Here is a 22389-nt window from a genome sequence, read left to right as displayed (position 1 = left end):
CTCATCTGACCTGCACTCCGGGAGCCATGTAGCCGTTCTTGGCTGGAATCCTGCCTTCCACCACGTCTGTGTGCGTAATCGGCCCACCGGGATCGGTGGGCAAGCCGCCCAGCGCCTCGGCCCCGGAAGGACCCTTGATACCGGACGAACCGTATGCCGTGATGACGTTGCCCGCCCCGGTACGGTCGGCTCGGACCACCACGATGTCCTCCCCCTGTCGGAAGATCAGGTTTCCGCTGCCCGCTGTCGAGTGATACACGGCGTCCGGCTTCTTGAGGATCTCCGTGACCATTTCCTCGGTGAAGCCATGGTCGTGCGCGTGGTAGTTGCCGGCCTTCTTGATCTTGCCTTCCTGCGCCCTCTCGATGACCTCGTCCATGGCCTTGAGGGCGTCCTCCCTGGCCTTCTGGGCCTTCTCCTCCTTCGTGTACTTGGGCATGAGGCCCAGCGGGTCACACCCGCTGTGCGGGTTGTCCACGTACGCGACAGGGTTCGGGGCGGGAGCGAGGCCGAGGGGGTCGGGGGAGGAGTAGCGGCCGGTCTTCGGGTCGTAGTGGCGGAAGTGGTTGTAGTGGAGGCCGGTCTCGGGGTCGTAGTACTGGCCGGGGAAGCGAAGAGGGGTGTAGGCGCTGCTGTCACGGGACCAGGCCGTGGCGCCCCAGAGGGTGCTGCGGGTGCGCCAGGCGATGCCGCCGGTCTCGTCGATGAGTTCGGTGGGGGTGCCGACGAGGTCGGTGGCGATGGCGAAGAACCGGCGGTCGATCTCCTCCTGGCGACTGTCGGCCGTGAGGATGCGCTCGGTCTGGGCCAGGGGGACGACGTCCCGGTGGTCCCAGGTGAGGGCGACCGTGTGCGGGGCGTCCGGCTGATGGCTGGTCTGTTCGCACAGGGTGAGTCCGTCCCAGGAGAAGCGGATCTCCTCCACCACGCTGTCGCCGTCGGCCGCCAGGCGCTGTTTCGCGCTGCGGCGGCCGAGCGGGTCGTAGCGGTACCGCCACCGGGTCCCGTCGGGGGTCGTGACGGAGGTGAGGCGGTTCTCCGTGTCCCACGCGTAGCGCCAGGTGTCGGGCTTGCGGGAGAGACGGGTCTTCTGCCGCAGGACGACCCGGCCGAGGGCGTCGTGTTCGAAGCGGATGTCTCCGGCCCGGGTGATGGTGGTGCCGGTGTAGGAGCGCGGTCCGGTGGCCTCACTGCCGGGATGGCGGGACGGCCAGGATGCCGAGGTCTGGTTGCCGGCGTCGTCGTAGGCGTACCGCTCCGTCCAGTTCTGGGCGTGGACGGCGGTGACACGGCCCGCCCGGTCGAGATCGAAGGCGCGTGTCCCCGACAGCCGGTCCGCGACCGAGATCAGGTGACCGTCGGCGCGGTAGGAGTAGGCGCGGCTGTTCACGGCGCGGGCTCCGGCGGTGATGTGCTGCGCGGCGAGGCGCCCGGCTTCGTCCCAGGTGGAGGACACGGTGATCGCGTCGCCGAAGACGCGGGCGAGCTCCCGGCCGGCTGCGTCGTGCGTGAAGTCGATCCGGTGACCGCCGGTGGTCAGGCGCTCGACCTGCCCGTCGGCGCCGTAGGCGTAGGAGGTGACGTGACCGGTGGGCGTGGTGCGCTGCGTGCGGCGGCCCAGGGCGTCGTGGGAGTAGGAGACGGGACGGCCGTCCACCAGCTCGGTCTTGACCTTCCCGCGCCGGTCGTACTGGTAGCGAAGCTCGCTGTCCGGGCCGGCCGCCTCCAGCAGGCGCCCGGCCCGGTCGTGGACGTAGGTCGTCACGCGGCCGTCGACGTCCTTGCGGACCACCCGTCCGAGCTGGTCACGCTCGAAGGAGACGGTCCCGCCGAGCGCGTCGGTGCGGGCGGCGAGCTGCCCGGCGGCGTCGTAGCGGTAGGTGAGGGTGCGGCCGTCGAAGTCGGTCTCGGAGACGACGTCGCCGGCGGCATCGTACTGGTAGGTCCAGGTCAGCCCGTGCGGGTCGGTGACGCGGGTGAGGCGCAGGTCGTTGTCGTGCTCGAACTCGTAGCGGGCGCCGTCGGGCCGGGTGCGGGCGACCGGCAGGTCGAAGTGGGTGTATGCGAAGCGGGAGACGCCACCGGACGCGTCGGTGTGGGTGAGCAGGTTGCCTTCGCCGTCGTAGGTCCACGACTCTGTGGCGCCGTCGGGGCCGGTACGCCGGGCCGGCTGCCCGTCGGCGTGCCACTGGAAGCGGGTGACGCCGCCCGTCGGATCGGTGCTGCGGACCGGCCTGCCGAGGACGTCCCGCTCCGTGCGGGTGAGGGCGCCTGACGGGTCGGTCACCTCGACGGGCAGCCCTTTCGCGTCGCACACCACGCGGGTGGTGCCGCCGAGCGCGTCGGTGACCGTGGTGAGCCGGCCGACGTGGTCGTAGGTGTAGCGGGTGGTGGCGCCCGCCTCGTCGGTGACCGAGGTGCGGTTGCCGCGTTCGTCGAACTCCTGCGTCCTGCGGGCTCCGTCCGGGCCGATCACCTCCACCGGCAGGCCGAACGGGCCGCGCACGGTACGCAGTTCGCTTCCGTCGGGGCGGATGGCGGAGACGACCCGACCGTCCTCGTCGTAGGAGAAGGCGGTGGTGAGGCCCAGTGGGTCGGTGCGGGTCAGCAGGTTGCCGCGCGGGTCGTAGGCGAACCGGGTGGTGTGGCCGAGCGGGTCGGTGACGGCCAGCAGACGGCAGCCGGGGCCGAACAGGTGGCGGGTCGCGTGCCCGTCGGCGGTGGTGAGGGTGGTGGTGTGGTGGCCCGTCGCGGCGTCCGGCTCGGTGTAGGCCAGGGTGATCTGGACGTGGCCGGCCTCGCCGCCCTCCGCCACGACTCGGTCGCGGTCGTCATAGACGTAGTCGTAGCGGCTGCCGTTGGAGTCGATCCAGGCGATGACGCGGCGGCGGTCGTCGTAGAGGAACGTGGTGACGGCGCCGGACGGCTTGGTGACGGCGGTGAGGTCGCCGTCCTCGTAGCCGTAGCCCAGTACCGGCAGGTCCGCGCCGTTCTCGCCCGCGCCGGCCACGGACAGGGCGGTGACGAGGCCGTCGGCGACGGTCAGCCTCACCTGGTGGCCCGCCGAGTGGGCAAGGGCCAGCGGCAGGCCGTCCTCGGCGCGGTCGACGGTGATCGTGTGGCCGTTGCGCTCGGTGATGCCGGACAGCCAGGCCGTGCCGTCGCCGCCCGGTTCGCCGCCGGGCGGGGCGGTGAAGTGGAAGGTCAGGCCGCTGTCGGGGGCGGTGACCGTGTAGTCGCCGTCGGCGTCGCGGGCCAACAGGGTGCGGGCGCGGCCCGATTCCGGTGTGGTGGGCCCGCCGGGGACCGGGTGCGGGTACGCGATCAGGAGCCCGTCGGCGGTGACGTGGACGACGCCGATCGCGTCGATCTGGAGGCGCTCGTCGACGGTGGACGTCCAGGCGGGGCCGAGGAAGCGGCCGACCGCGCAGCCGGACTCGGTGCGGCGGGTGAAGACCAGCGGCAGGATGCCGGGGATCTCGAGGTCGGTCTGGGGCAGGTACATCCGGCCCGTGGCGAGGTCCACCGGATCGCCGCCGGGGTTGCGGTCGCCGTCCGGGGTGTTGTGGGCGCCGTCCGGGGCGTCGTCGATCAGCCTGCGCAGCCGCGCGGCGTCGGCGGCCTCCTCGGCGATCCGCACGCCCTTCACCGCGGCGCCGCCGCCACCGGTGGCCACGGTCAGCGCGACGTCGGGCAGCAGCCGGCCGAAGCCCTCGGCCGGGTCCTTCATGAAGTCGCCGATCATCTGCTTGCCGGTGCCGACCGGGTCGTTGGCGGCGACGACGAGACCGGCGGCCAGGCTGTTGAGGGACGTGGCGTACTCGGCCGGGTGCGTGAGGTTGTACGGGTCCATGGGGTTGACGCTGCGGACGAAGTTGAGAATTCCCGCCGTGCCCTTGATGATGCCGCCGCCGACGTGGTCACCCATGATCTGCAGTTCCTGCATCCCGTCGCTCAACTGCTCGGCGTAGGACGGCTTCTCCGGGGCCGTGTCGCGGGCGGCGCGGACCGCCGTGCGCGCGGTCTCCGCCGCCGAGTTGCGCTGCTTGCGGGCCTCGGCGAGAAGGTCCTGCGCATCCTGCATCAGCTTCTTGCCGGGATCGTCGAACGTCGCCGCGGGCTTGGGAGGGAGCGAGGACGGGTCGCGCTTGTCCGCGGGCTGGGCGTTGTAGCGGTCGACGGCGCCGTTGTAGTCGTCGACCTTCTTGCGGTGGGCGTCGGCGGCGTCCTCGGACGCCTTGACCCCCTCCTTCCACTTGTCGATCGCCGTCTGTGCCTGTTCCTGCGCCCAGGTGACCGTGCCGGCGAACGCCTCCAGCGCGGCGGCCGCCTTCTCACAGGCATCGGCGCCGGTGAACCACTTGGGCGGCTGGGTGCTCACCGCGGTGCGCAGCGCGTCGGCTGCCTCACCCTTGAGCCGGGACGAGTCCAGGCCCTTGAGACCGTCGCCGGCGCTGTCGAAGGACGACTGGAAGGCGCGGAGTTTCTCGGCGGTGGAGCGGATCTTGTCCGGGCTGCCGTAGACCAGCTTGGTCTTGTCCTCGGTCTGCCCGAGGTCCATCTCGTCGACTTCCGCGCCCATCCGGTTCGCGACCGAACGGGACTGCTCGCGCACCCAGTCCGCGCCGGACTCCCAGCCGACGTCGTCCAGCCGGTCGGCGGTCCAGTTGCCCGCGTCCTCGACCCGGTTGCCGACCCATTCGACACCGCCCTCGACCGCGTCCTCGACCGAGTCGGGCGTGATGTCACTGATGAAGTCGCCGATGCCCACGGTCAGTTCCCCCCGGAATCACCCTGCTGTTGCTGGGCGCGTTCCTCCGGCGACGGACCGAAGGTGTCGTCCAGCGCCTGGTCCCACTGGTCGTCGGAGATGCCGAACGTGTCGTTGAGCAGCTGCGACTGCTGACCGCCGCGGCCCTCGGTGAGCACGGTGCGGCCGGTGTCCTTCCAGGTCTGCTCGATGTCCTGACCGGCCTTGTCGAACGACTCGGCGCTCCAGTCCGGGTTCAGGTAGTCCGGCGTGAACACCTCGCCCCAGTCCTGCCGGGCGATCTCCTCCTCGCTCGCGTGCGGGTTGCCGCCCATCACGGAGTTGACGCCCACCTTCAGCGTGCCCGCCACGTACTGGTCGTGCTCCCACTGCGTACCCGCCGCCAGCCCCAGACGGTTCGAGAGGGCGCTGGCGTCGTGCACCAGGGCGCGTACGCCCCACTCCCAGCGCTCGCAGAAGTCCTCGAAGTCCACCGAGAGGCCGTGGTGCCCGGCCTCCATCCCTGTCATCGACAGCTCCGAGAAGCCCTTTCCCATCACCGAACCGGTGGCGCCGCCGAGTTCACCGAGCTGGTCGATGGTCGCCCCCACACCCTGGGTGAACTTGGCGACGGATGCCTTGTCGAGCCGCAGGTCCGGTTCGTCACCGCTCATGACCGCGGCCCCTCTCCCGCCGCACCGGCGTCGACGGCGACCGCCTCCGGCACGATGCCGATGACCGGCGGGAAGAACATCGACCCGTCCTCGGTGGCGATGTCCACGGCGAGACCGGCGGGCTCGCCCAGGGTGGGCACGATCTCGTCGACGATGCGCGCGCCCAGCAGCGCCGCGTAGTCCATGGGCCGATCACCGGGCGCGTGGTGCAGGGCGAACCTGGCCAGTGCGGACTCGTCGGTGAACCCGCAGATCCATCGCACCCCGCCCGAACGCACCGACCAGAGGCCGTCGTCGGCCACCGGGACCAGAAGGATCGAGCGTCGCATCTCACCGACCAGGGCACGGGGGTCGTCGCCTCCGCTTCTCCGCTCGGCGATGCGCTCGGCGAGTGCCGCCTTGGGCTGCTGCACGGTTCCTCCCTGGTCGTCGGTGAGTGATGGCACCGTAGATCAAGACGCGTGGCAGGACAGGGTCGGTTCTCGTGAAGGTCTGCTCGGGGCCCGCCGGTCTCAGGGCGCGGGGGCGCCGGTCGATGCCCGGTCCCGACTGAGCCGGAGTGGAGGTGCGGACGCCATGGCGTCGGCGATTGCCCGGGGCCTGTTCCGGGAGTCGTACCCGGGCGGGTGTCGTTTTGCGGGGGAACGCTGTGGAGTATCGATTCGGTGAACGATCGTCCCCCATGTGTAGGAAGTGTGTGTGCTGCGTGATTGAATCGTGTACAACTCGGCCAGGTGGCTCGATCTGATCGTTCGGTTCCCCGTGGCCTGCCCTCTGTGGCAGGACTTCCGTGCGCTCGGATCGGGTACGCCGGGCCGAGCCGTTTTTGCACGTGCGGCTGGGAAGGGGCGGCGATCCCACCCGCCTTTGCCGCCGTGCCGTGTCCGTGGTGCCGCCTGCTGTCCCGCACGCGACGGGAATCCGCTTGTCCGCCACCGTCTCCCATTTCCACCCTGTCTCCTCGCAGGGTGCCCCGGCCTTCAGGCCGGGGGTGAAAGCGAGCCCCTGCGGAGCAGGGCAGGAATAGCCGTTACGCCCTCTGGGCGGAACGGCGTTCACCCTCCTCGACGGCACGTCGCACAAGGTGCCGCGCAACACCTCAACGGCTACAGCTACGGCCGCAACAACCCGGTCGTCTTCCCCGACCCCACGGGCCTGTGGTGGGGTTGGTCCGACATCGGCCACGCGACGCTCGACGTCGTCGGCCTGGTGCCGGTCTTCGGCGAGGCCGCCGACGTCATCAACGGCGCCTGGTACCTCGCCGAGGGCAACTACGTCGACGGGGGGCTGTCCTTCTCCTCGGACGTCCCGCTCGCCGGATACGCGGCCACGGCGGCCAAGGGAGCCAAGTACGCCGACGAGGCGATCGACGCCGTCAAGACCGTCGACAAGGCCGCCGACGCGGCCGCCGACGCCAAGAAGGCCACCAAGGCCGCCGACGAGGTCGTCCCGCCGGCCGCTCCCAAGCCGAAGGCCCCGCCCAAGCCCGCCCCGCCCGCCAAGCCCAAGGAGAAGGCGGGCGCGGGCAACGGCTCGAAGGGCGACGGTCCGCCCGAGACGACTCGTCTCGGGCCCCTTCCCGTCGGGAGGCGGTGCCGGCGTCAGCCGATCTGCTTGGCCGTGCTGTATCCGCTCGACCGAAGCGTCGTGGCGGCGCCGAGCGAGGTGGCACCGCCCTTGTAGAGCAGGAGCGATCCGGCGGCGTTGGTCGCCACGATGTCGGGGATGCCGTCCCCGGTGGCGTCGGGGCTGCCGTAGAGCAGGGGGAAGGCGGCGCGGGTCATGGTGCCGGTGACGTACATGTCGTCACCGCCGTCCAGGCTGGCCCCGGAGGTGCCCAGGCTGGTCAGGACCGTGCCCGCGCCGTCGCGGATGCCCTTGCGCAGGATGAGGTGACCGGCCCCGGTGCGGTACGTCATGTCGGCGGCGCCGTCGCCGTTGTAGTCGGCGATGGCCACGAAGTCCCGATCGGCGTCGGCCCAGTCGGAGGCGGTCAGCCGGACGGCCGTGGAGAAGGCCCCGCCGCTGTAGCCGGTGAAGACCCACAGTTCTGCGCCGCCTGCTCCGCCGGTCACGAACAGCTCCGGCTGGCCGTCACCGGTGATGTCGCCCGCCGACTTGATCTCGGAGAACGTGGCGGGGGCCGGGGCGTTGGCCGGTAGTTCCACCTCGATGCGCTTGCTGACGTCGATCGCGCCGTAGCCGTCCCCGGGGTAGATGAAGAGCCGGTTCTCGGGAGTGCGCACCACCCAGTCGGTGATGCCGTCGCTGGGGGCGAAGTCGCCGTTGTGGGTGATCAGCGCGAACTTGCTCGCGCCGTCCCACATGTGCGGGGCGGTGTTCTCGTTCTCCAGCAGCTTGCCCTTGGAGTGGGTGCCGAGGGTGCCGGCGAAAAAGGTGCCGTTCTGCGATACGGCGTCGATCCAGAGGTTTCCGGCGGCGGTGATATGGCCGAAGTCGGCATTGCCGTCGCCGTTCAGGTCTCCCGCGCCGTCCGGTGTCGAGCGGGGCGTGACGTAGAAGAAGTACTTGGTGGCGTTGGGGGAGATGTTGCCGGCCGAGTCGACTTCTTTCACGTACAGGGTGTTGGGACCGGCGGCGGGCGGCTGGACTCCGGTGACGGTGGCCGACTTGATGGGCGTGGTGCAGGAAGCGGTGAGACCGCCCGTGGTGCCCTGCTTGCCGCCCGCGCAGACGTATCCGGCGTAGGTGGTGGTGTTGATGGAGTAGACGAACTTCACGATGTCGGTCTCGGTGGGGTCGCCGACCGCGAAGGTGAAGGCGCCGGCGGTGCCGAAGGGTTGCTTCGACCAGGCTTCGGGGTTGCCGTCCGCGTCGTCGTCGCCGGGGAAGTCCGTCGAGACGGGGGGCGCGGGGGAGTCGGGCAGGTCGGTGTCGTAGACGAAGCGGCAGTAGCCGGTGCTGGGCGAGTAAGGGCCGCTGATCGAGTCGTCCCAGGCGCGGACCCGCCACTGGTAGGTGACGCCGTTGACCAGCCCGGTGAGGACGGCGGTGGCGGCGGCCCCGTTGGTCGTCGGCCTGCTGTAGACGGTCTTCACGCCGGTGTCGGTGCGCGTGACCTCGAACTCCAGCCGGCTGAGCACCTCGTCCGGGTCGGTGGCCTTGGCGCCGATGGAGATGCTCGCGGACTTGCCGACCTTGATGTACGGGGCCGCGCTGGTGTCGCAGGAGCCGGGGCTCATGGTGAGGGTCGTCGGAGGGTCAGGCTTGCGGTTGTAGACGATGGTCACCGAGGGCGAACCGCCCCCCTCCGCCTGGAACTTCTTCCAGGAGTAGGTGTCCGTCTCCAGGCTGCCGGCGGATCCCGTCGGCGAGGTGGACGCGGTGGAGGCGACCAGGCCCACGGTGAAGTCGGTCCAGCCGTTGGTCGCGACCTCCTGGGCCAGCGAGGTGACGGTGAAGTTGACGTAGGCGTCCGGGCAGGCGCTGTTGGCCTTCCAGCCGTAGGCGAACGACTTGGAGGTGATCTTCCGCTTCCAGGCCGGCTGGTTGTTCCAGGTGGTCTTGGTGCTGATGGGATCCGTGCGCCACACCTGCACCGTGCGCTTGCTGCAGGACCAGGAGTGGGTCTCGAGGACCTTCAGGGTGGCGCTGGAGACGTCCGCGCCCTTGATGGCGCGCGCGATCTTCATCTTGAAGAAGGACCGGGCGGTGCCCCAGGTCTGCGCCTCGAAGCCGACGCGGGCTTCCTTGGTGTCCTCGTTGTAGTTGGCGCCGTCGTAGAAGCTGGAGCCCGGGTACTTCTTGTAGGCCGTGGTCCAGTTGGCGCGGATGCCGGTCGTGGAGGGGTCGACGAAGATCGGGTAGGTCAGGTTCTCGGTGGCGGTGAGGTAGTTCTTCGGCGGGGTGACGGTCAGGATGCCGCCCTCGAAGTCGGCGCCGGCGACGGCGGCATGGGCTCCCTCGCCGGGGCCGTTCACGGCGGGCAGGGCGAGCGTGCCGTTCGCCGCGGCGGTCAGCGTGTAGGCGGCAGGGTCGGCGTTCTGTCCGGCGGCGTCCGTGCCGTCCGTGCCGTCAGTGGTGCCCGAGGTGTCCGCGGTGTCCGAGGTGTCCGAGGTGCCCGAGACGGTGCCTTCCACCACCTCGGGGTTCTCGTTGGTGCCGGTCGCGGCCCCCGGATCGGCGGACCCGGTGTCCGTGTCGTGGGTGCCGGCCGAGTCCCACAGGAACGGGGTGGGGGAGACGGCTGTCTCCTTGCCCGTGCTGTCCTTGGCCGTCAGCACGTCGGTCGACGGGTCGAGGGCGAAGGTCAGGCTGGACGAGGTGACGCGGTAGCGCGGCGGGGTGGCGGCCAGCTTCGCGGCGGCCTGGGGCGTGTGCACGACGAGGACGTGGGTGAAGCCGGTGTCGCGCGCGGACAGCATCAGGTCCACGCCGGGCAGGACGCCCTCGTACAGGGCGCGGTTGTCCTCGACGACCGGCTCGGGCAGCGCGCCGGGCCACTCGAAGTCGATCTCGTGGCCTTCGGCGGTCATCGTCAGCAGAGGGGTCCACGGGGTGTCGGCCGCGTCGTCGATCTGCTCGACCTGCTCGATCCGCCGAGCGGAGCGGCTCTGACCATCGGCGCGGAAGCCGGCCGTCCGGACGGCCGATCCGGAGGTGCGCGCAGCCGCCTTGCGGGCCGTGCCGCCACTCTTGCCGCCGGCCGAAAAAGTCACCGGATACGGGCTGTTGACGGTGTGCCAGCCTTTATCGCCCTTGCGCAGCCCGGTGTCGATCGGCGCCCATGCGCCCTCGGCGTTCTTCGCGCGCACGGGGGCGACCGACGACGTGTAGGTGAACGACCCGTCGGGGTTGGCGTACGTCGTGGAGAACTCGTCGGTGAGCGTGGCGACTTCGACCTTCTTGCCGCTCGTGCGGGCCCGGCGCTGTGCCTCGTCCTCGTCGACCGGCTGCGCGGCGCGCTCGGACTTGGCGTCGGCGGGGGCCGTGTCGTCGTCGCGCAGGGCGAGCACGGTGGCGCAGCCGGCCAGCACGGCCAGCGCGACGACGGCAGCAAGGGCGCGCCCAACGCGCCGTCTGCCGGGCGGACTTGGTTCCGTGGCGATGTCGAGGTCGCTCAAGGGGCCCTCTCCGTGACTCTTCGGGATGCCCTGTGACCTTGCGAACGCGCGACGCGCCGGGTTGGGCGGTTGGAGTATGAGCGGCTGCTCCGGGTGAGATCAACACCCTTTGGGCGGCCACGGCTTGGCAATGGCGACGCAAAGAGCGCTTGAGAGTTTTTTTGCTGTTCTTTGTCTAGTTTTGATCGGTGACATAGCTAACACAGTTTCATCACATCTTGACGTGGATCTTCACGGCACCTTTATGTTCATGCTCGTTCAGTGAACTGCTGATCACCATGCGCCATCGGTCCGAGCGTGGGTCTGAGCGTTTCTGATGGTTTATGACTCAGGGGGAAGGGTCGATTGGCCGTGCGTGCGGTGCTGTCGTGGTCCGGCAGGGGTTCACTGGCGAGATCGCCGCGTGAGCGCCTGGTCCGTCGCAGAACCCGGGTCGGCGTCATAGCCGGGCTGGTCCTCGCCCTCAATGTGACCCTCCTGCCCGGCGCGGTGGCGTTCGGCCCCGCGGACACGCGTACGCCGGTCGACCTAGCCGAGCTTCAGGAGACGGACCCCGTCCCTGTCGACGAGCAGTTGACCGACGGCCTCAAGGAACTGTCCGGCCAAGTCCCGGCCGAGCCCGAGGACTACGCCCCGGCGGCAGTCGCCGAGGTGCCGGCGGTGTCCGGCACGAAGGCGGTCGCCGATCTCACCGCGGGCGGTACGACGGAGGTCGCCAAGTCGGCCGACGGCGCGATGAGCATCGGTGTCGGTGCGCCGGAGGGCGCTTCCCCCGCTCAGGTCGACGCGCTCGAGGGCCAGTGGAGTGTTGCCGCCGCGTCCGAGGAGGAGGCGGTGGCCAACGGAGCGCAGGGCTTCATGCTCGCGGTGGATCCGCCTGACACCGCCACGGGTGAGGCGGTCGTCTCCATCGACGCGACCAAGCTCGCCGAGACCTACAGCGCGCAGTGGCTCGACCGGCTCTCGTTCACGCTGATGCCGGCCTGCTACGCCACGACGCCCGACCTGGAGGAGTGCTCCACGGGCGTTCCGGTGACGACCGCGGTCGAGCGCACCGGCGAGACCGTCGACGTCGCCGTGGACGCCGGGGACTCCTCGGGCTCCGAGGAGGACACCGGTGAGGACGGCGCGGACGACGAGGTCGTCGGCTCCACCGACGAAGACGTGGCGGTGCCGGAGACCTTCGTCAACATCACCCTGGACACGGCCGCGCTGCAGGCCGTCTCGGGCACCACGTCCACGACGACCGCCGACTCCGCGGTGAGCACCGGGAACGACTCCACCGTCAGCTCCGCGGTCTGGCGCGGAGGCCGTGCCGCGGACGCTGTGCAGCGGATCGCGGATTCGGCCGGTGGCGGTCTGCTCGTGGGCAGTTCCTACGGTTCCGGTTCGGGCGGTGACTTCGCCGCGAGTCCGATCGTGTCGGCGGGTTCCTGGACGGCGGGGGGTTCGTCCGGCGCGTTCACGTACGCGTACACGATGGCGGGCCCGCAGGTCCCGAACGGGCCGTCTCCGAACGTCACCCTCAGCTACAGCTCGCAGACTTCGGACGGGCGGACGTCGGCGACCAACAACCAGGTCTCGTGGGCGGGCGAGGGCTGGGACTACAACCCGGGGTCGATCACGCGGACTTTCGTGGGCTGTGCCGCCGACACCGCGAACGCCAACAACGACAAGCATTTCACCGGCGACCAGTGCTGGGGCTCGTACAACGCCGTCCTGTCCCTGAACGGGACGACGACCGAGCTGGTGCGGGTGGGCACGACCAAGGAGTGGAAGAGCGCCCGCGGTGAGAACACGCGGGTGGAGCTGCTGACCGAGGCCGACTACGAGTCCGTCGTCGGCAACGTGTCCCACACCTCCGGCAACGGTGACAACGACGGCGAGTTCTGGCGGGCCACCACCGACGACGGCACGCAGTACTACTTCGGTCTCAACCGCCTGCCCGGCTGGACGTCGGGCGAGCAGGAGACCAACTCGGTGCTGAACGTGCCGGTCGCCGGCAACCACAGCGCCGATCCGTGCCACGCCGCCAAGTTCGCGGACTCCTTCTGCGACCAGGGCTGGCGTTTCCAGCTCGACTACGTCGTGGACACCAGCGGCAACGCGATGACGCTGTGGTGGGAGAAGGAGAAGAACGCCTACGCCCGGAACATGAAGGAGAAGCCTCCGGTCGCCTACGACCGCGGCGGCTACCTCAGCCACATCGACTACGGCCAGCGTGCCGGGTCCCTGTTCGGCGACGAGCCGCTCGGCCGGATGGTCTTCAACGCCGCCGAGCGCTGCTTCGACGACCCCGCGCTGAACGTGGCGTGCTCGAACAGCAACTTCGACTCCAAGCAGTCCGACCGCACCCGGCCCTGGTTCGACACCCCCGCCGACCTCGCCTGTGCGACCGGGAAGAAGTGCCAGACGTACTCCCCGACCTTCTGGTCCCGCAAGCGCCTGGCCTCGATCGACGCCTGCGCCCAGCGTGAGCAGGGCGTGCGGCTGACCGAGTACACCTCCGACGCCGACGGCAACGAGACCGGCCGGCGCAACGCCTGTGGCCTGGCCGGGGACTCGGCCGCCACGACCCTGCTGTCGAAGGTCGACTCCTGGGGCCTCAGGCAGTCCTTCCCCTGGAACCTGACGGGCGAGTACACCGCGCTCTGGCTGGAGTCCATCACCCGCACCGGATACGCGGTGGACGGCTCCCCCTCCTCCCTCAACCCGGTCTCCTTCGCCCACAACCAGACCGCACTGCCCAACCGTGTCAAGAACGGCGCCTCCGACACCTCCCCGCTCTTCGCCCGGCTGCGCATCCAGGACGTCGTCTCCGAGTACGGAGGCCGCACCCACGTCGACTACAGGTCGCCCGAGGAGAAGTGCCTGACCGGTTCCGCCCGCGCGGTGATCGACAGGAACGACCAGCTCTGCTACCCGGTGTACTGGCACGCGGACGGCGAGCTGGAGGACAAGCGCGTCTCCTGGTTCCACAAGTACGTCGTCGACAAGATCACCGAGTTTCCGCGCCTGGCGGACGCGAAGGAGATCGTGACGCAGTACCGGTACGAGACCTTCCCCGACGCGGTGAACGGCGCCTTGTGGGCGAAGAGCCAGGCGGAGTTCTCCCGCCCCAAGACCCGCACCTGGGACGACTGGCGCGGCTACCCGATCGTCACCACGATCACCGGCGTGACGGACGCCGGCGAGGGCACCGCCGCCGCCAAGTCGGTCACCCGCTACTTCCGCGGCATGAGCGACGACGTCCTCGCCGACGACACCCCGGAGAAGGCGTCCGACGACGTCAAGCGCTCGTATGACATGACGGACGTGACCGGCGCGGTACTCGGAAAGGACCTCAAGGCGTACGCCGGCATGGTCGCCGAGTCGCTGACCTACCCCGACGCGAGCGCGGCCACCACCACCGGCTGGACGGCCCGGTCCATCAACTTCCCCGACGCCCCGGTCCGCCTGGCCACCCGCAACCGAACCGACGGCCCGGACGTCGTCGCCGAGCGCGTCACGCTCGGTGAGACCAGGACCATCAGCAAGGCCTCGGTCGCGGGCGCCGACGGCAAGCTCCTGCGCACGGTGACCACCAAGACCGACTACGACGCCACGTACGGCCTGCCGACCAAGGTCCACGAGTTCGGCGACATCGCCGACCCCGAGGACGACTCCTGCACGGCGACGTCGTACGTGCACAACACGTCGGGCATGAACCACCTCGTCGGTCTGGTCGCCCAGACCGTCACCACCACCGGCGCCGACACCTGCTCCACCGACGTCACCAGCGCGACGGCCTCGACGCTGGTCAGCGCCTCGCGCATGTACTACGACGGCGCCGCCTCGCACACCGCCACGCCCACCGAGGGCCAGGCGACCAGGACGGAGGCGCCGACCGGCGCGGGCACCGGCTGGGAGAGCGCCAACCCCGAGTCGCGGACCGAGTACGACGCGGTCGGCCGCGTCGTCAGGGTCACCGACCCGACGGGCGTGGTCAACACGACCGAGTACACGCCGGACAGCGGCCAGGTCTACCGGATCAAGACCGTCACCGGCAGCAAGGTGGAAGCCGGCGTGGACATCGGCTTCACCGACGTCACCGTCCTGGAGCCCGGCCGCGGCACCACCGTCAAGTCGACGGATGCCAACAACCGCGTCACGTCCTACGAGTACGACCCGCTCGGCCGCACCGTCGCCGCCTGGGACGCCACCCAGTCCGCTACCGACGACCCGACCGTCAGGTACGCCTACCACACCGATTCGGAAAAACCGGTGTCCGTGGTCGTCGAGTCGCTCTCGGACAACCCGAGCACCGAGGCCGGGGACGGCACGTACAAGTCCTCCACCACCCTGTACGACGGCCTGGGCCGCCAGCGACAGACCCAGACCCCGGCGGTGGACGGCGGCCGCCTGGTCACCGACACCCTGCACAACAGTTCCGGCCAGGTGCGCTACACCCGCAACGCGTACTACATGGAGGGCGACCCGGACACCGCGCTGGTCGTCCCCGATTCCGAGTCGCTGGTTCCCAACGCGACCTCGTACACGTACGACGGACTGGGCCGCGTCCTGACGGTCACCCCCGTGTACAACTCGTACCCGCAGACGGGCGAGACGTTCACCAACGCCGGCAAGCCCGTGCCGACCACGGACCGCCGCACCCGCTACGAGTACGGCCTCGACCACACGGTCGTCCGCCAGCCGCAGGGCACCCCCGCCTCCCGGGTCTGGACGGACGCGCTGGGCCGCACCACCCGCCAGGACACCTTCAGCGACACGGCTCTGACCGAGGCGGGCGCGGTCAGCACGACCTACACGTACGACCTCCGCGGCGACATGGTGACCAGCACCGACGACGTCGGCAACACCCGCACCTGGAAGTACGACGCCCTGGGCCGGGTCACCGACACCACCGACCCGGACGCCGGCGCGACCCACACCTCCTATGACGCGTTCGGCCGCGTGGACAAGGCGACCGACGCCCGAGGCCAGAGCGTCTCGTACACCTACGAGCGCCTCAACCGGGTGTCCGAGATCAAGGTCACCCCCAAGGACTCCACCACCGCCACCGTCGCCCAGTCCTACGTCTACGACGCCGCGCCCGGCGGAAAGGGCCAGCTCACCTCGGCCACCCGCTACACCGACGGCAAGCCCTACGTCACCTCCATCGGCGGCTACACGGCCGACTACCAGCCGACGGCGATGACCACGGCCCTGCCCCCGGGCTCGACCACGGGTCTGACCGCCGAGGGCTTCGCCACCCAGTACACCTACACGTACGCCTACGACGACGACGGTCAGCTGAAGAAGTACACCGCCCCGGCGGCCGGCGGCCTCGACGCCGAGGCCGTGATCACCCGCTACAACGACGCAGGTCTGCCCACCTCGGTCTCCGGCCACGACTGGTACGCCTCCGACGTCACGTACTCGCCGTACGGGCAGGTGCTCCGCTCGACCGCGGGCGAGGTCGGCCGCCGACTGTGGCAGGAGAACACCTTCAACGAGTCCACCGGCGAGCTGCTGACCACCAGAGCCGTCCGGGAGACCCCGACCCCCGACACGACCGTCGTCCCGGGCAGCGAGGTCAGCAAGCGCTCCTACACCTACGACGCCTCGGGCAACGTCCTGTCCGTCGCGGACCGCATGGGCACGACGACCGACCAGCAGTGCTTCAAGTACGACGCGCTCGGCCAGCTGAAGGTGGCGTGGACGACGCCGGGCGGCGGCGCCTGCACCGCCACCGGCAAGACCGACGCCGAGCCGGTCTACTCCGACGGCACGGTCAACGTCTCCTCCGGCAACGACGGTTACTGGCAGTCGTACGACTACGACGTCCTGGGCAACCGCACCAAGAAGACGGCCTACAAGGCCGACCCGACCATCACGGCCGGAGTGCGGGACACCAAGGGCGATGTGGTCACCGACTACGCCTACGGCACCAGCGACACGGCGAAGAACGACCAGCCGCACACCCTGACCTCGTACACCACGACCTCCACGACGACGGCGGGCGCAGAGGTCAAGACGCGCTCGACGCAGACCTACGACGCCGCGGGCGCGGTGGAGTCCCGTTCCACGGGCGGCGACACGGCACAGGCGCTGACCTGGACCTGGGACGGCCAGGTCGAGTCCGTGACCGGCTTCGGCACGGACGGCTCCGGAGCCTGGACGGGTGCGGGCGACATGTGCCTGGACCTGTCCAACGGAAGCAACGCCGCGGGCACCGCCATCCAGATCTACGCGTGCAACGGCAGCAAGGCGCAGAACTTCCGCGTCCAGGCGGTCGACGCCGACAACAACGGCACGGTCGAGGACACCACGATCGGGCAGTTCGTCGGCGGCGGGCGCTGCGCCCAGCCGAACGGCACCGCGGCGGGCGCGGCCGTCCTGATCCAGGTCTGCGACAACGCCGTGGCCGCGCAGCGCTGGCAGACGCTCGGCACCGGCCAGCTCAAGCACGTGGCGACGGGCCTGTGCATGTCGGTGCCCACCGCCACGATCACCACCGATCTGACCCTGGCGGCCTGCAACTCGACCGTCGCGACCCAGCTGTGGAAGCCCGCGTCGAAGACGACCTATGTCTACGACGCGATGGGCAACCGCCTGCTGGAGCGCACCGGCGTCGGCGCGGTGCTGCACCTGCCCGACGCCAAGGTCTCCCTGACCACCGCGGGCAAGGTCCGCTACACCGAGCGCACCTACGCGGGCATCGGCGGTCCGGCGGTCACCCGTTACCGCGAGGGCACCAACAACGCGGCGGGCGTCGCCGAGTACAAGTTCGCGCAGTCGACCGACCTGAACGGCACTCCGCTGGCCGAGGTCCGTCTCGACAGCGGCATGATCGTGCGCACGGCGAAGAGGGACCCGTGGGGCGAGGACCGCGCCGCGAACCTGGCGCCGCGCTCGCACACGACGTTCCACACCGGCGACGACGACACCCAGTCGGGCCTGGTCCATCTGGGCGCGCGTGAGTACGACCCGACCACGGGCCGCTTCCTCTCGGCGGACCCGGTCCTGGACGACAGCGACCCGCTCCAGGCCAACGGTTACACCTACGCCAACAACAACCCGGTGACGCATGCGGATCCGTCGGGTCTGATGTCGTCGGCGTCGGAGTCGTCGGCGGGGAGCTTCGACGCGTCGATCGCGGCGCTGGACGCGCAGATCGCCGCGTATCAGAAGACGTTGAACCGCTCGCTGGGCGATGTGATCCTGTCGACCGGCTGGGCGGTGTTCAAGGGGTTCGTCGGCTGGGACGACGTGGTGGGCTGCTTCTCGCAGGGCGATCTGTGGGCGTGCGGGAGCCTGCTCATGGACGCCATCCCGTTCACCAAGGCACTCACGCAGAGCAAGAGGATGTGGGGGGCCTTCAAGAGCACGAAGCGCGCGGTGAAGGCGTGGCGTGCGGCGAGGGCGGCGGCGGAGGTCGGCCTGAAGGCGGCCAAGGCTGCGAAGGCCGCGCTGGTCAAGGCGAAGAAGGCCGCGGAGGCGGCTGCGGCGGAGGCGAAGCGAAAAGCGCGCGAAGCCGCGAAACGGGCTGCCGAGGCGGCGAGGAAGAAGTCCCACACGGGCTCGGCGGGCGCCCGCGGCAATCCGGCCCAGGCCAAGGCGGGCCGATCCGCCCAGTCGAAGGGCTCGGCGGGCGGCGGCAAGGCGGAGAACAAGTCGGGTGGATCGCGCAGCGGGTCGGGCAAGGAGTCCGACTCGGGCGGTGGGGGTGAGGGCGGTAGCTGCCCGGTGCCCAACAGCTTCACCCCGGACACCAAGGTCCTGATGGCCGACGGCTCGTCGAAGCCGATCAAGGACGTCAAGGCCGGCGACAAGGTCCTGGCGACCGACCCGGAAACGGGCGAGACCACGACCCAGACGGTCACGGCCGAGATCCTCGGCAAGGGCGTCAAGCACCTGGTCAAGGTCACCATCGACACCGACGGCAAGAAGGGCACGAAGACCGCCGAGGTCACCGCGACCGACCAGCACCCCTTCTGGGTCCCGGAACTCGCCGACTGGATCGACGCGACCGACCTCCGGCCGGGCCAGTGGCTCCGCACGGGCGCGGGCACGCTGGTCCAGATCACGGCGGTTCAGCGGTGGACGGCCCTGGACGCGACGGTTCACAACCTGACCGTCAGCGTGGTGCATACGTACTATGTGCTGGCGGGGGATACGCCGGTCCTGGTTCACAACTGTGGAGGCGATCCAAAAGCCCGGGGCGGGATCTACACACTCCGTGACGCAGACGACAATGTTGTTAGAACCGGGCGTACAAGCGATTTGCAGCGGAGGGAACGTGAGCACGCCCGGGGAGAAGACACTGCTGACTACAGCTTCCAAATTGAATACCGTACGGACGTCTACAGGGAACAGCGCGGCTTGGAGCAAATCGTGTGGATTCTCCATGGGCGTCCCACGTTGGCAGGTGTGAGAAGGACAGCCGGAGTTAATGTGAGAAATCGGAACTACAACAAGTACATGGATGCGGCTGGCCAATTCTTTGCCAAGTGGTATCCAGGGCAAGGCGGTTAGTTGTGACTCGAAAGCTGCCGTACTCCCTCGGGGACGTCTTTGCTGTACCTCTTCGTGATCGCGGATACGCGTTGGGTGTGGTCGCCAGGGCAGACGGTAAAGGTATCGTACTCGGCTATTTCTTCGGTCCGCGCCTGGAATCTGTCGAAATCCCGCCGCAGGCATGTGCACTTGAGGCGAATTCGGCAATTAGAGTTTGCCGCTTCGGCGACCTTGGGCTTATTCGAGGGAAGTGGCCGGTCGTGGGGAGGGTGGAGTCATGGACTCCCGCTCAATGGAGAGTTCCTGATTTCTGTAGGAATGGTGAGATTCGTGTCGTTTATGACGGCGATTCGCTTGCGGTCTCCAGCGAAGAGCGGCTCGACTCGCGTGAATGCCTGCTGCTTCCGAAGGATGGACTTGAAGGGGCAGGTTTCGTGGAGATCAAGCTAACTCGTCTGCTCGGCGCGTAACGCGACATCGAGGCGTCGCACTGCAACTCCGGCGGTGCTGCCCGCAGCGACCGGCGGTTGCGTCCGCATGGGGAGAAGGTCTTCCGTAGTCACGGGTCGTTCGGCGGTGTGGTCCCCGAAGAGGAGGCGGCGGTCGACGACTTTGCCGCACACCGGCGGCCCTGTTGGACGGCCAGAGTTGGCCAGGTTGTCGTGCGGCGGCGGGGCGGGTACAGGCTTGGCCGGCGGTGTGTCGGTCATTTGATGAAGCGGTAGAGAAAGCGAACACAGCACCTCGTGAACAGATCTGGCATACGGCACCCCAAGGTCTTTGTGGCCTCTGCCCTCGTGTCCCTCGTCGTTCTTACTGGCTGCGGCGGTTCCGGCAGCGACGGCGTCTCCTCGGCCGGCGTGTCTGCGTCCGCGTCGGCTTCGGCACCGGCATTGGCATCGGCCTCTGACGTGAAGCCCCTGACCGCTGCCGAGTTGGACAAGGTGTCCCTCAGAAGCTGTTGTCTTTTCGGTCTTGAGCGGTGGCGGTCGAACGCGGATTCCCGGTCGGGTGATCCTGTCGTGGGCGGGGCATGAAGACGGGGCCTCCTGAACAGCTCGTGGGTGTCGAATCCATAGAGCAACAGGAGGCCCCTGTGCTGCAGTCTTCCGTGTCGATGGCCGGGCGGTCCAACTCGGCCGCTCCAACGTGTGATTGCCTCGCGCACATGTACGGCAACGCGGCTGACCGGCCCGAACGGCAGCACCGGTACCCGACGGACATGACGGACGCGGAGTGGGCCGAGGTCCGGCCGCTGCTGCCGGTGCCGGGCTGGATGCGCGGGCGGGGCGGCCGGCCGGAGGGATACTGCCACCGCGCGCTGCTGGACGCGATCCGGTGCCTCGTGGACAACGGCGTCAAGTGGCGGGCGATGCCGGCCGACTTCCCGCCGTGGGACCGGACGTATGCGTTTTTCCGCCGCTGGCGCGACCACGCCCTGGTCAGAGAGTTCCATGACCGGCTGCGCGCCCGTCTCCGCGAGCGGCTGGGCCGGGACGCGCAGCCAACGGCCGGCGTGATCGACTCGCAGTCCGTCAAGGCTGACGCCGTCGTCGGCGCCGACAGCCGTGGCTTCGACGGCGGCAAACAGATCAATGGACGCAAGCGGCACGTCGTGGTCGACGCTCTCGGCCTGCTGCTGGGCGTGATGGTCACGAGCGCGAATGTCGGCGACCGGGCCGCCGCCCAGGTCCTGCTGCGGCAAGTCGCCGATGTCCACCACCGGTTGGAACTTGTCTGGGCCGACGGCGGCTACACCGGCAGCCTCGTCGAGCAGTGTCTGGTCACGTCCGCCCTGGTCCTGGCGATCGTCAAACGCAGCGACGACATGCGTGGCTTCGTGGTCCTGCCCAAACGGTGGATCGTCGAACGCCTCTTCGCCCACCTTATGCGCACCCGCCGCCTGGCCCGCGATTTCGAACGCCGCACCACCAGCGCCGAGGCGATGATCTACTGGTCGATGACCCTGCTCATGACCCGCCGCCTGGCCCGCTCACCCCGCGGGCGGGCGTGAACCGGCCCGGCGCGGGCTCGGTTAGCCAGCCGCGCGCGACCAGGCGTTTCGCCTTCGACCTCAGCGCCTCCACCCGTGCCGGAACCACATCCATGCCGAACACAACAGCCATCTCCTGGCAGGTCATCGGCCCCTGCCCGAGCCGGACCCGGTCCGCGAGCGCCTTGAGGATGCGCTGGTAGTCCACCGACAACGCCGACCACGCAAGTCCGTCACGCCACACCGGCACCTGCGACTTCGTCCTTGCCGCTTCCGGCATTGGCGACGCCTCCCCGTCCTGCCCGTCGGCGGCCGGTACTGTCCGGTCGGCCAGGTCGCGGCCACGCCCGGTCTCATCCGCCGGGGCAAGCACCTCGCCCACCCGTGAGCGAGCGATGGCCCATTCCCTCCACTCCCGCTCGGCCACGGCCAGTTCAGCCTGGACACGGTCGGCCTCCTCCCGCAGCTCGTCCACGCGACGGCGAGCGACGAGCTCACGCTGTTCCAGCAGCCCCACAACCGACGGCATCCATGACCTCCACAGCAGCGGCGAGACAACAGACCACCACTCCCACGGGATCGCCGACCCTATGCCCGACCAGCGGAAACATTGTCCTCAAGCCCGGAAAGACAACAGCTTCTCACCAAGGCCGAAGCGGGCGTGTATGAGGTGACCACGCCCTCCGAGGCGGAGGCCGCCGCCGCGGATGCGGTGAAGGTGGGAGACGACGCGTGTCTGCCTCTGGGCCGCACGTTTGCCGGTGCCGCGGTGGGCGATCCCGCTGCCGCCGCCCACCGTCGTGCGACTGGCAATGCGAGGGGCGAGGCCACGCCCACCACGGAGGAGACGGCCATCGACATCAACACCGGCGTGATCACCCTGGCTTCCTACGCGAGCGCGGATGCCGCCGCCGCTGCCCTGAAGTCCGTCGGCGATGCGGTGACCGCGTGCGCGGGCGGTCTCGGGTGGACGGCCGGCGGCGAGGAGACGAAGGCGACCAAGGTCACGAAGGACACGGCGCCCGCGGCCGGTGAGGGAGCGGTCGCGTTCACCGCTGTCACTCCGCTCGCCGGAGTCGACGCCCGGTGGAAGGCCGTCGTCTTCCGCTCGGGTGCCACCCTCGCCCACTTCACGTTCGCCAACGCGGGCTCGATGGTCTCCGGTGGGGACTTCGACTTCCCGACGGGACTGGTCACCGCCCAGGCGGAGAAGCTGGCCTGACGCGCGGACGGCCGCTGCCCCTTCAGATCGAGCCCGCGCGTGGTGGCGCCGGTGGGTCTTTTGGGTGCCATGACGGCAACGGTGACAGCAACGCCAGTGTCAGCGGACTACGACTGCGCCGGGTACCAAGGCTTCGGCGTCGTCGGCGGGCGTCCGTTTCGTGATCT

General features: G+C 69.6%; 10 protein-coding genes. 5 read left to right on the top strand and 5 right to left on the bottom strand.

The features are described 5' to 3' along the window. Position 1: 1 nt before the first annotated feature. Genes AB0J04_RS07490 through AB0J04_RS07480 form a run of 3 tightly spaced genes read right to left on the bottom strand, consistent with a single transcriptional unit; the run spans position 2 to position 5837 of the window. Positions 2–4771, bottom strand: coding sequence for a putative T7SS-secreted protein (locus tag AB0J04_RS07490; protein ID WP_363167411.1), 4770 nt, complete (start codon positions 4769–4771; stop codon positions 2–4). Positions 4772–4773: 2 nt separating this feature from the next. Then, on the bottom strand, positions 4774–5424 hold the full coding sequence (locus AB0J04_RS07485; protein WP_363167410.1) for a hypothetical protein: 651 nt from the start codon (positions 5422–5424) through the stop codon (positions 4774–4776). Further along, on the bottom strand, positions 5421–5837 hold the full coding sequence (locus AB0J04_RS07480) for an SseB family protein (RefSeq protein ID WP_363167409.1): 417 nt from the start codon (positions 5835–5837) through the stop codon (positions 5421–5423). Before AB0J04_RS07480 ends, AB0J04_RS07485 begins: the two co-directional genes overlap by 4 nt. A gap of 796 nt (positions 5838–6633) precedes the next feature. Here AB0J04_RS07480 and AB0J04_RS07475 point away from each other — a divergent pair. Beyond that, a complete protein-coding gene (locus AB0J04_RS07475) occupies positions 6634–7107 on the top strand; it encodes a hypothetical protein (protein ID WP_363167408.1) in 474 nt (157 codons plus the stop codon). Here the strand turns inward: AB0J04_RS07475 and AB0J04_RS07470 are convergent. Next, entirely contained in the window at positions 7026–10508 is a 3483-nt protein-coding gene (locus tag AB0J04_RS07470) for a DNRLRE domain-containing protein (RefSeq protein WP_363167407.1), read from the bottom strand. The two genes, AB0J04_RS07475 and AB0J04_RS07470, sit on opposite strands and share 82 nt — an antisense overlap. A gap of 351 nt (positions 10509–10859) precedes the next feature. Here AB0J04_RS07470 and AB0J04_RS07465 point away from each other — a divergent pair, with 351 nt between their 5' ends. From AB0J04_RS07465 to AB0J04_RS07455, 3 genes are all read left to right on the top strand, one after another. Further along, positions 10860–19025: an RHS repeat-associated core domain-containing protein gene (locus AB0J04_RS07465; protein ID WP_363167406.1), complete on the top strand. Its 8166-nt coding sequence runs from the start codon at positions 10860–10862 to the stop codon at positions 19023–19025. Positions 19026–19027: 2 nt separating this feature from the next. Then, positions 19028–19477, top strand: a complete 450-nt coding sequence (locus tag AB0J04_RS07460) for an immunity 26/phosphotriesterase HocA family protein (protein ID WP_363167405.1) — start codon at positions 19028–19030, stop codon at positions 19475–19477. Between the two features lie 698 nt (positions 19478–20175). After that, positions 20176–21021, top strand: coding sequence for an IS5 family transposase (locus AB0J04_RS07455; protein WP_363167404.1), 846 nt, complete (start codon positions 20176–20178; stop codon positions 21019–21021). Here AB0J04_RS07455 and AB0J04_RS07450 read toward each other — a convergent pair. Further along, positions 20978–21529 carry a hypothetical protein gene (locus AB0J04_RS07450; RefSeq protein ID WP_363167403.1) on the bottom strand — a complete coding sequence of 184 codons (552 nt, stop codon included), beginning with the start codon at positions 21527–21529 and terminating at the stop codon, positions 20978–20980. The two genes, AB0J04_RS07455 and AB0J04_RS07450, sit on opposite strands and share 44 nt — an antisense overlap. A 141-nt stretch (positions 21530–21670) precedes the next feature. Here AB0J04_RS07450 and AB0J04_RS07445 point away from each other — a divergent pair, with 141 nt between their 5' ends. Continuing rightward, positions 21671–22222, top strand: a complete 552-nt coding sequence (locus tag AB0J04_RS07445) for a hypothetical protein (RefSeq protein WP_363167402.1) — start codon at positions 21671–21673, stop codon at positions 22220–22222. The last annotated feature ends 167 nt before the right edge of the window (positions 22223–22389 follow it).

The organism is Streptomyces sp. NPDC050263 (assembly GCF_040655955.1).
GTDB lineage: Bacteria > Actinomycetota > Actinomycetes > Streptomycetales > Streptomycetaceae > Streptomyces.
Note: the sequence above shows the minus strand (reverse complement) of the source record. Positions and strands in the feature narration are given on the sequence as shown.

Coding starts and splice junctions, on each gene's coding strand:
- AB0J04_RS07450 (WP_363167403.1), bottom strand. CDS start 21,529: ATGCCGTCGGTTGTGGGGCTGCTGGAACAGCGTGAGCTCGTCGCTCGC.
- AB0J04_RS07455 (WP_363167404.1), top strand. CDS start 20,176: ATGTACGGCAACGCGGCTGACCGGCCCGAACGGCAGCACCGGTACCCG.
- AB0J04_RS07485 (WP_363167410.1), bottom strand. CDS start 5,424: ATGAGCGGTGACGAACCGGACCTGCGGCTCGACAAGGCATCCGTCGCC.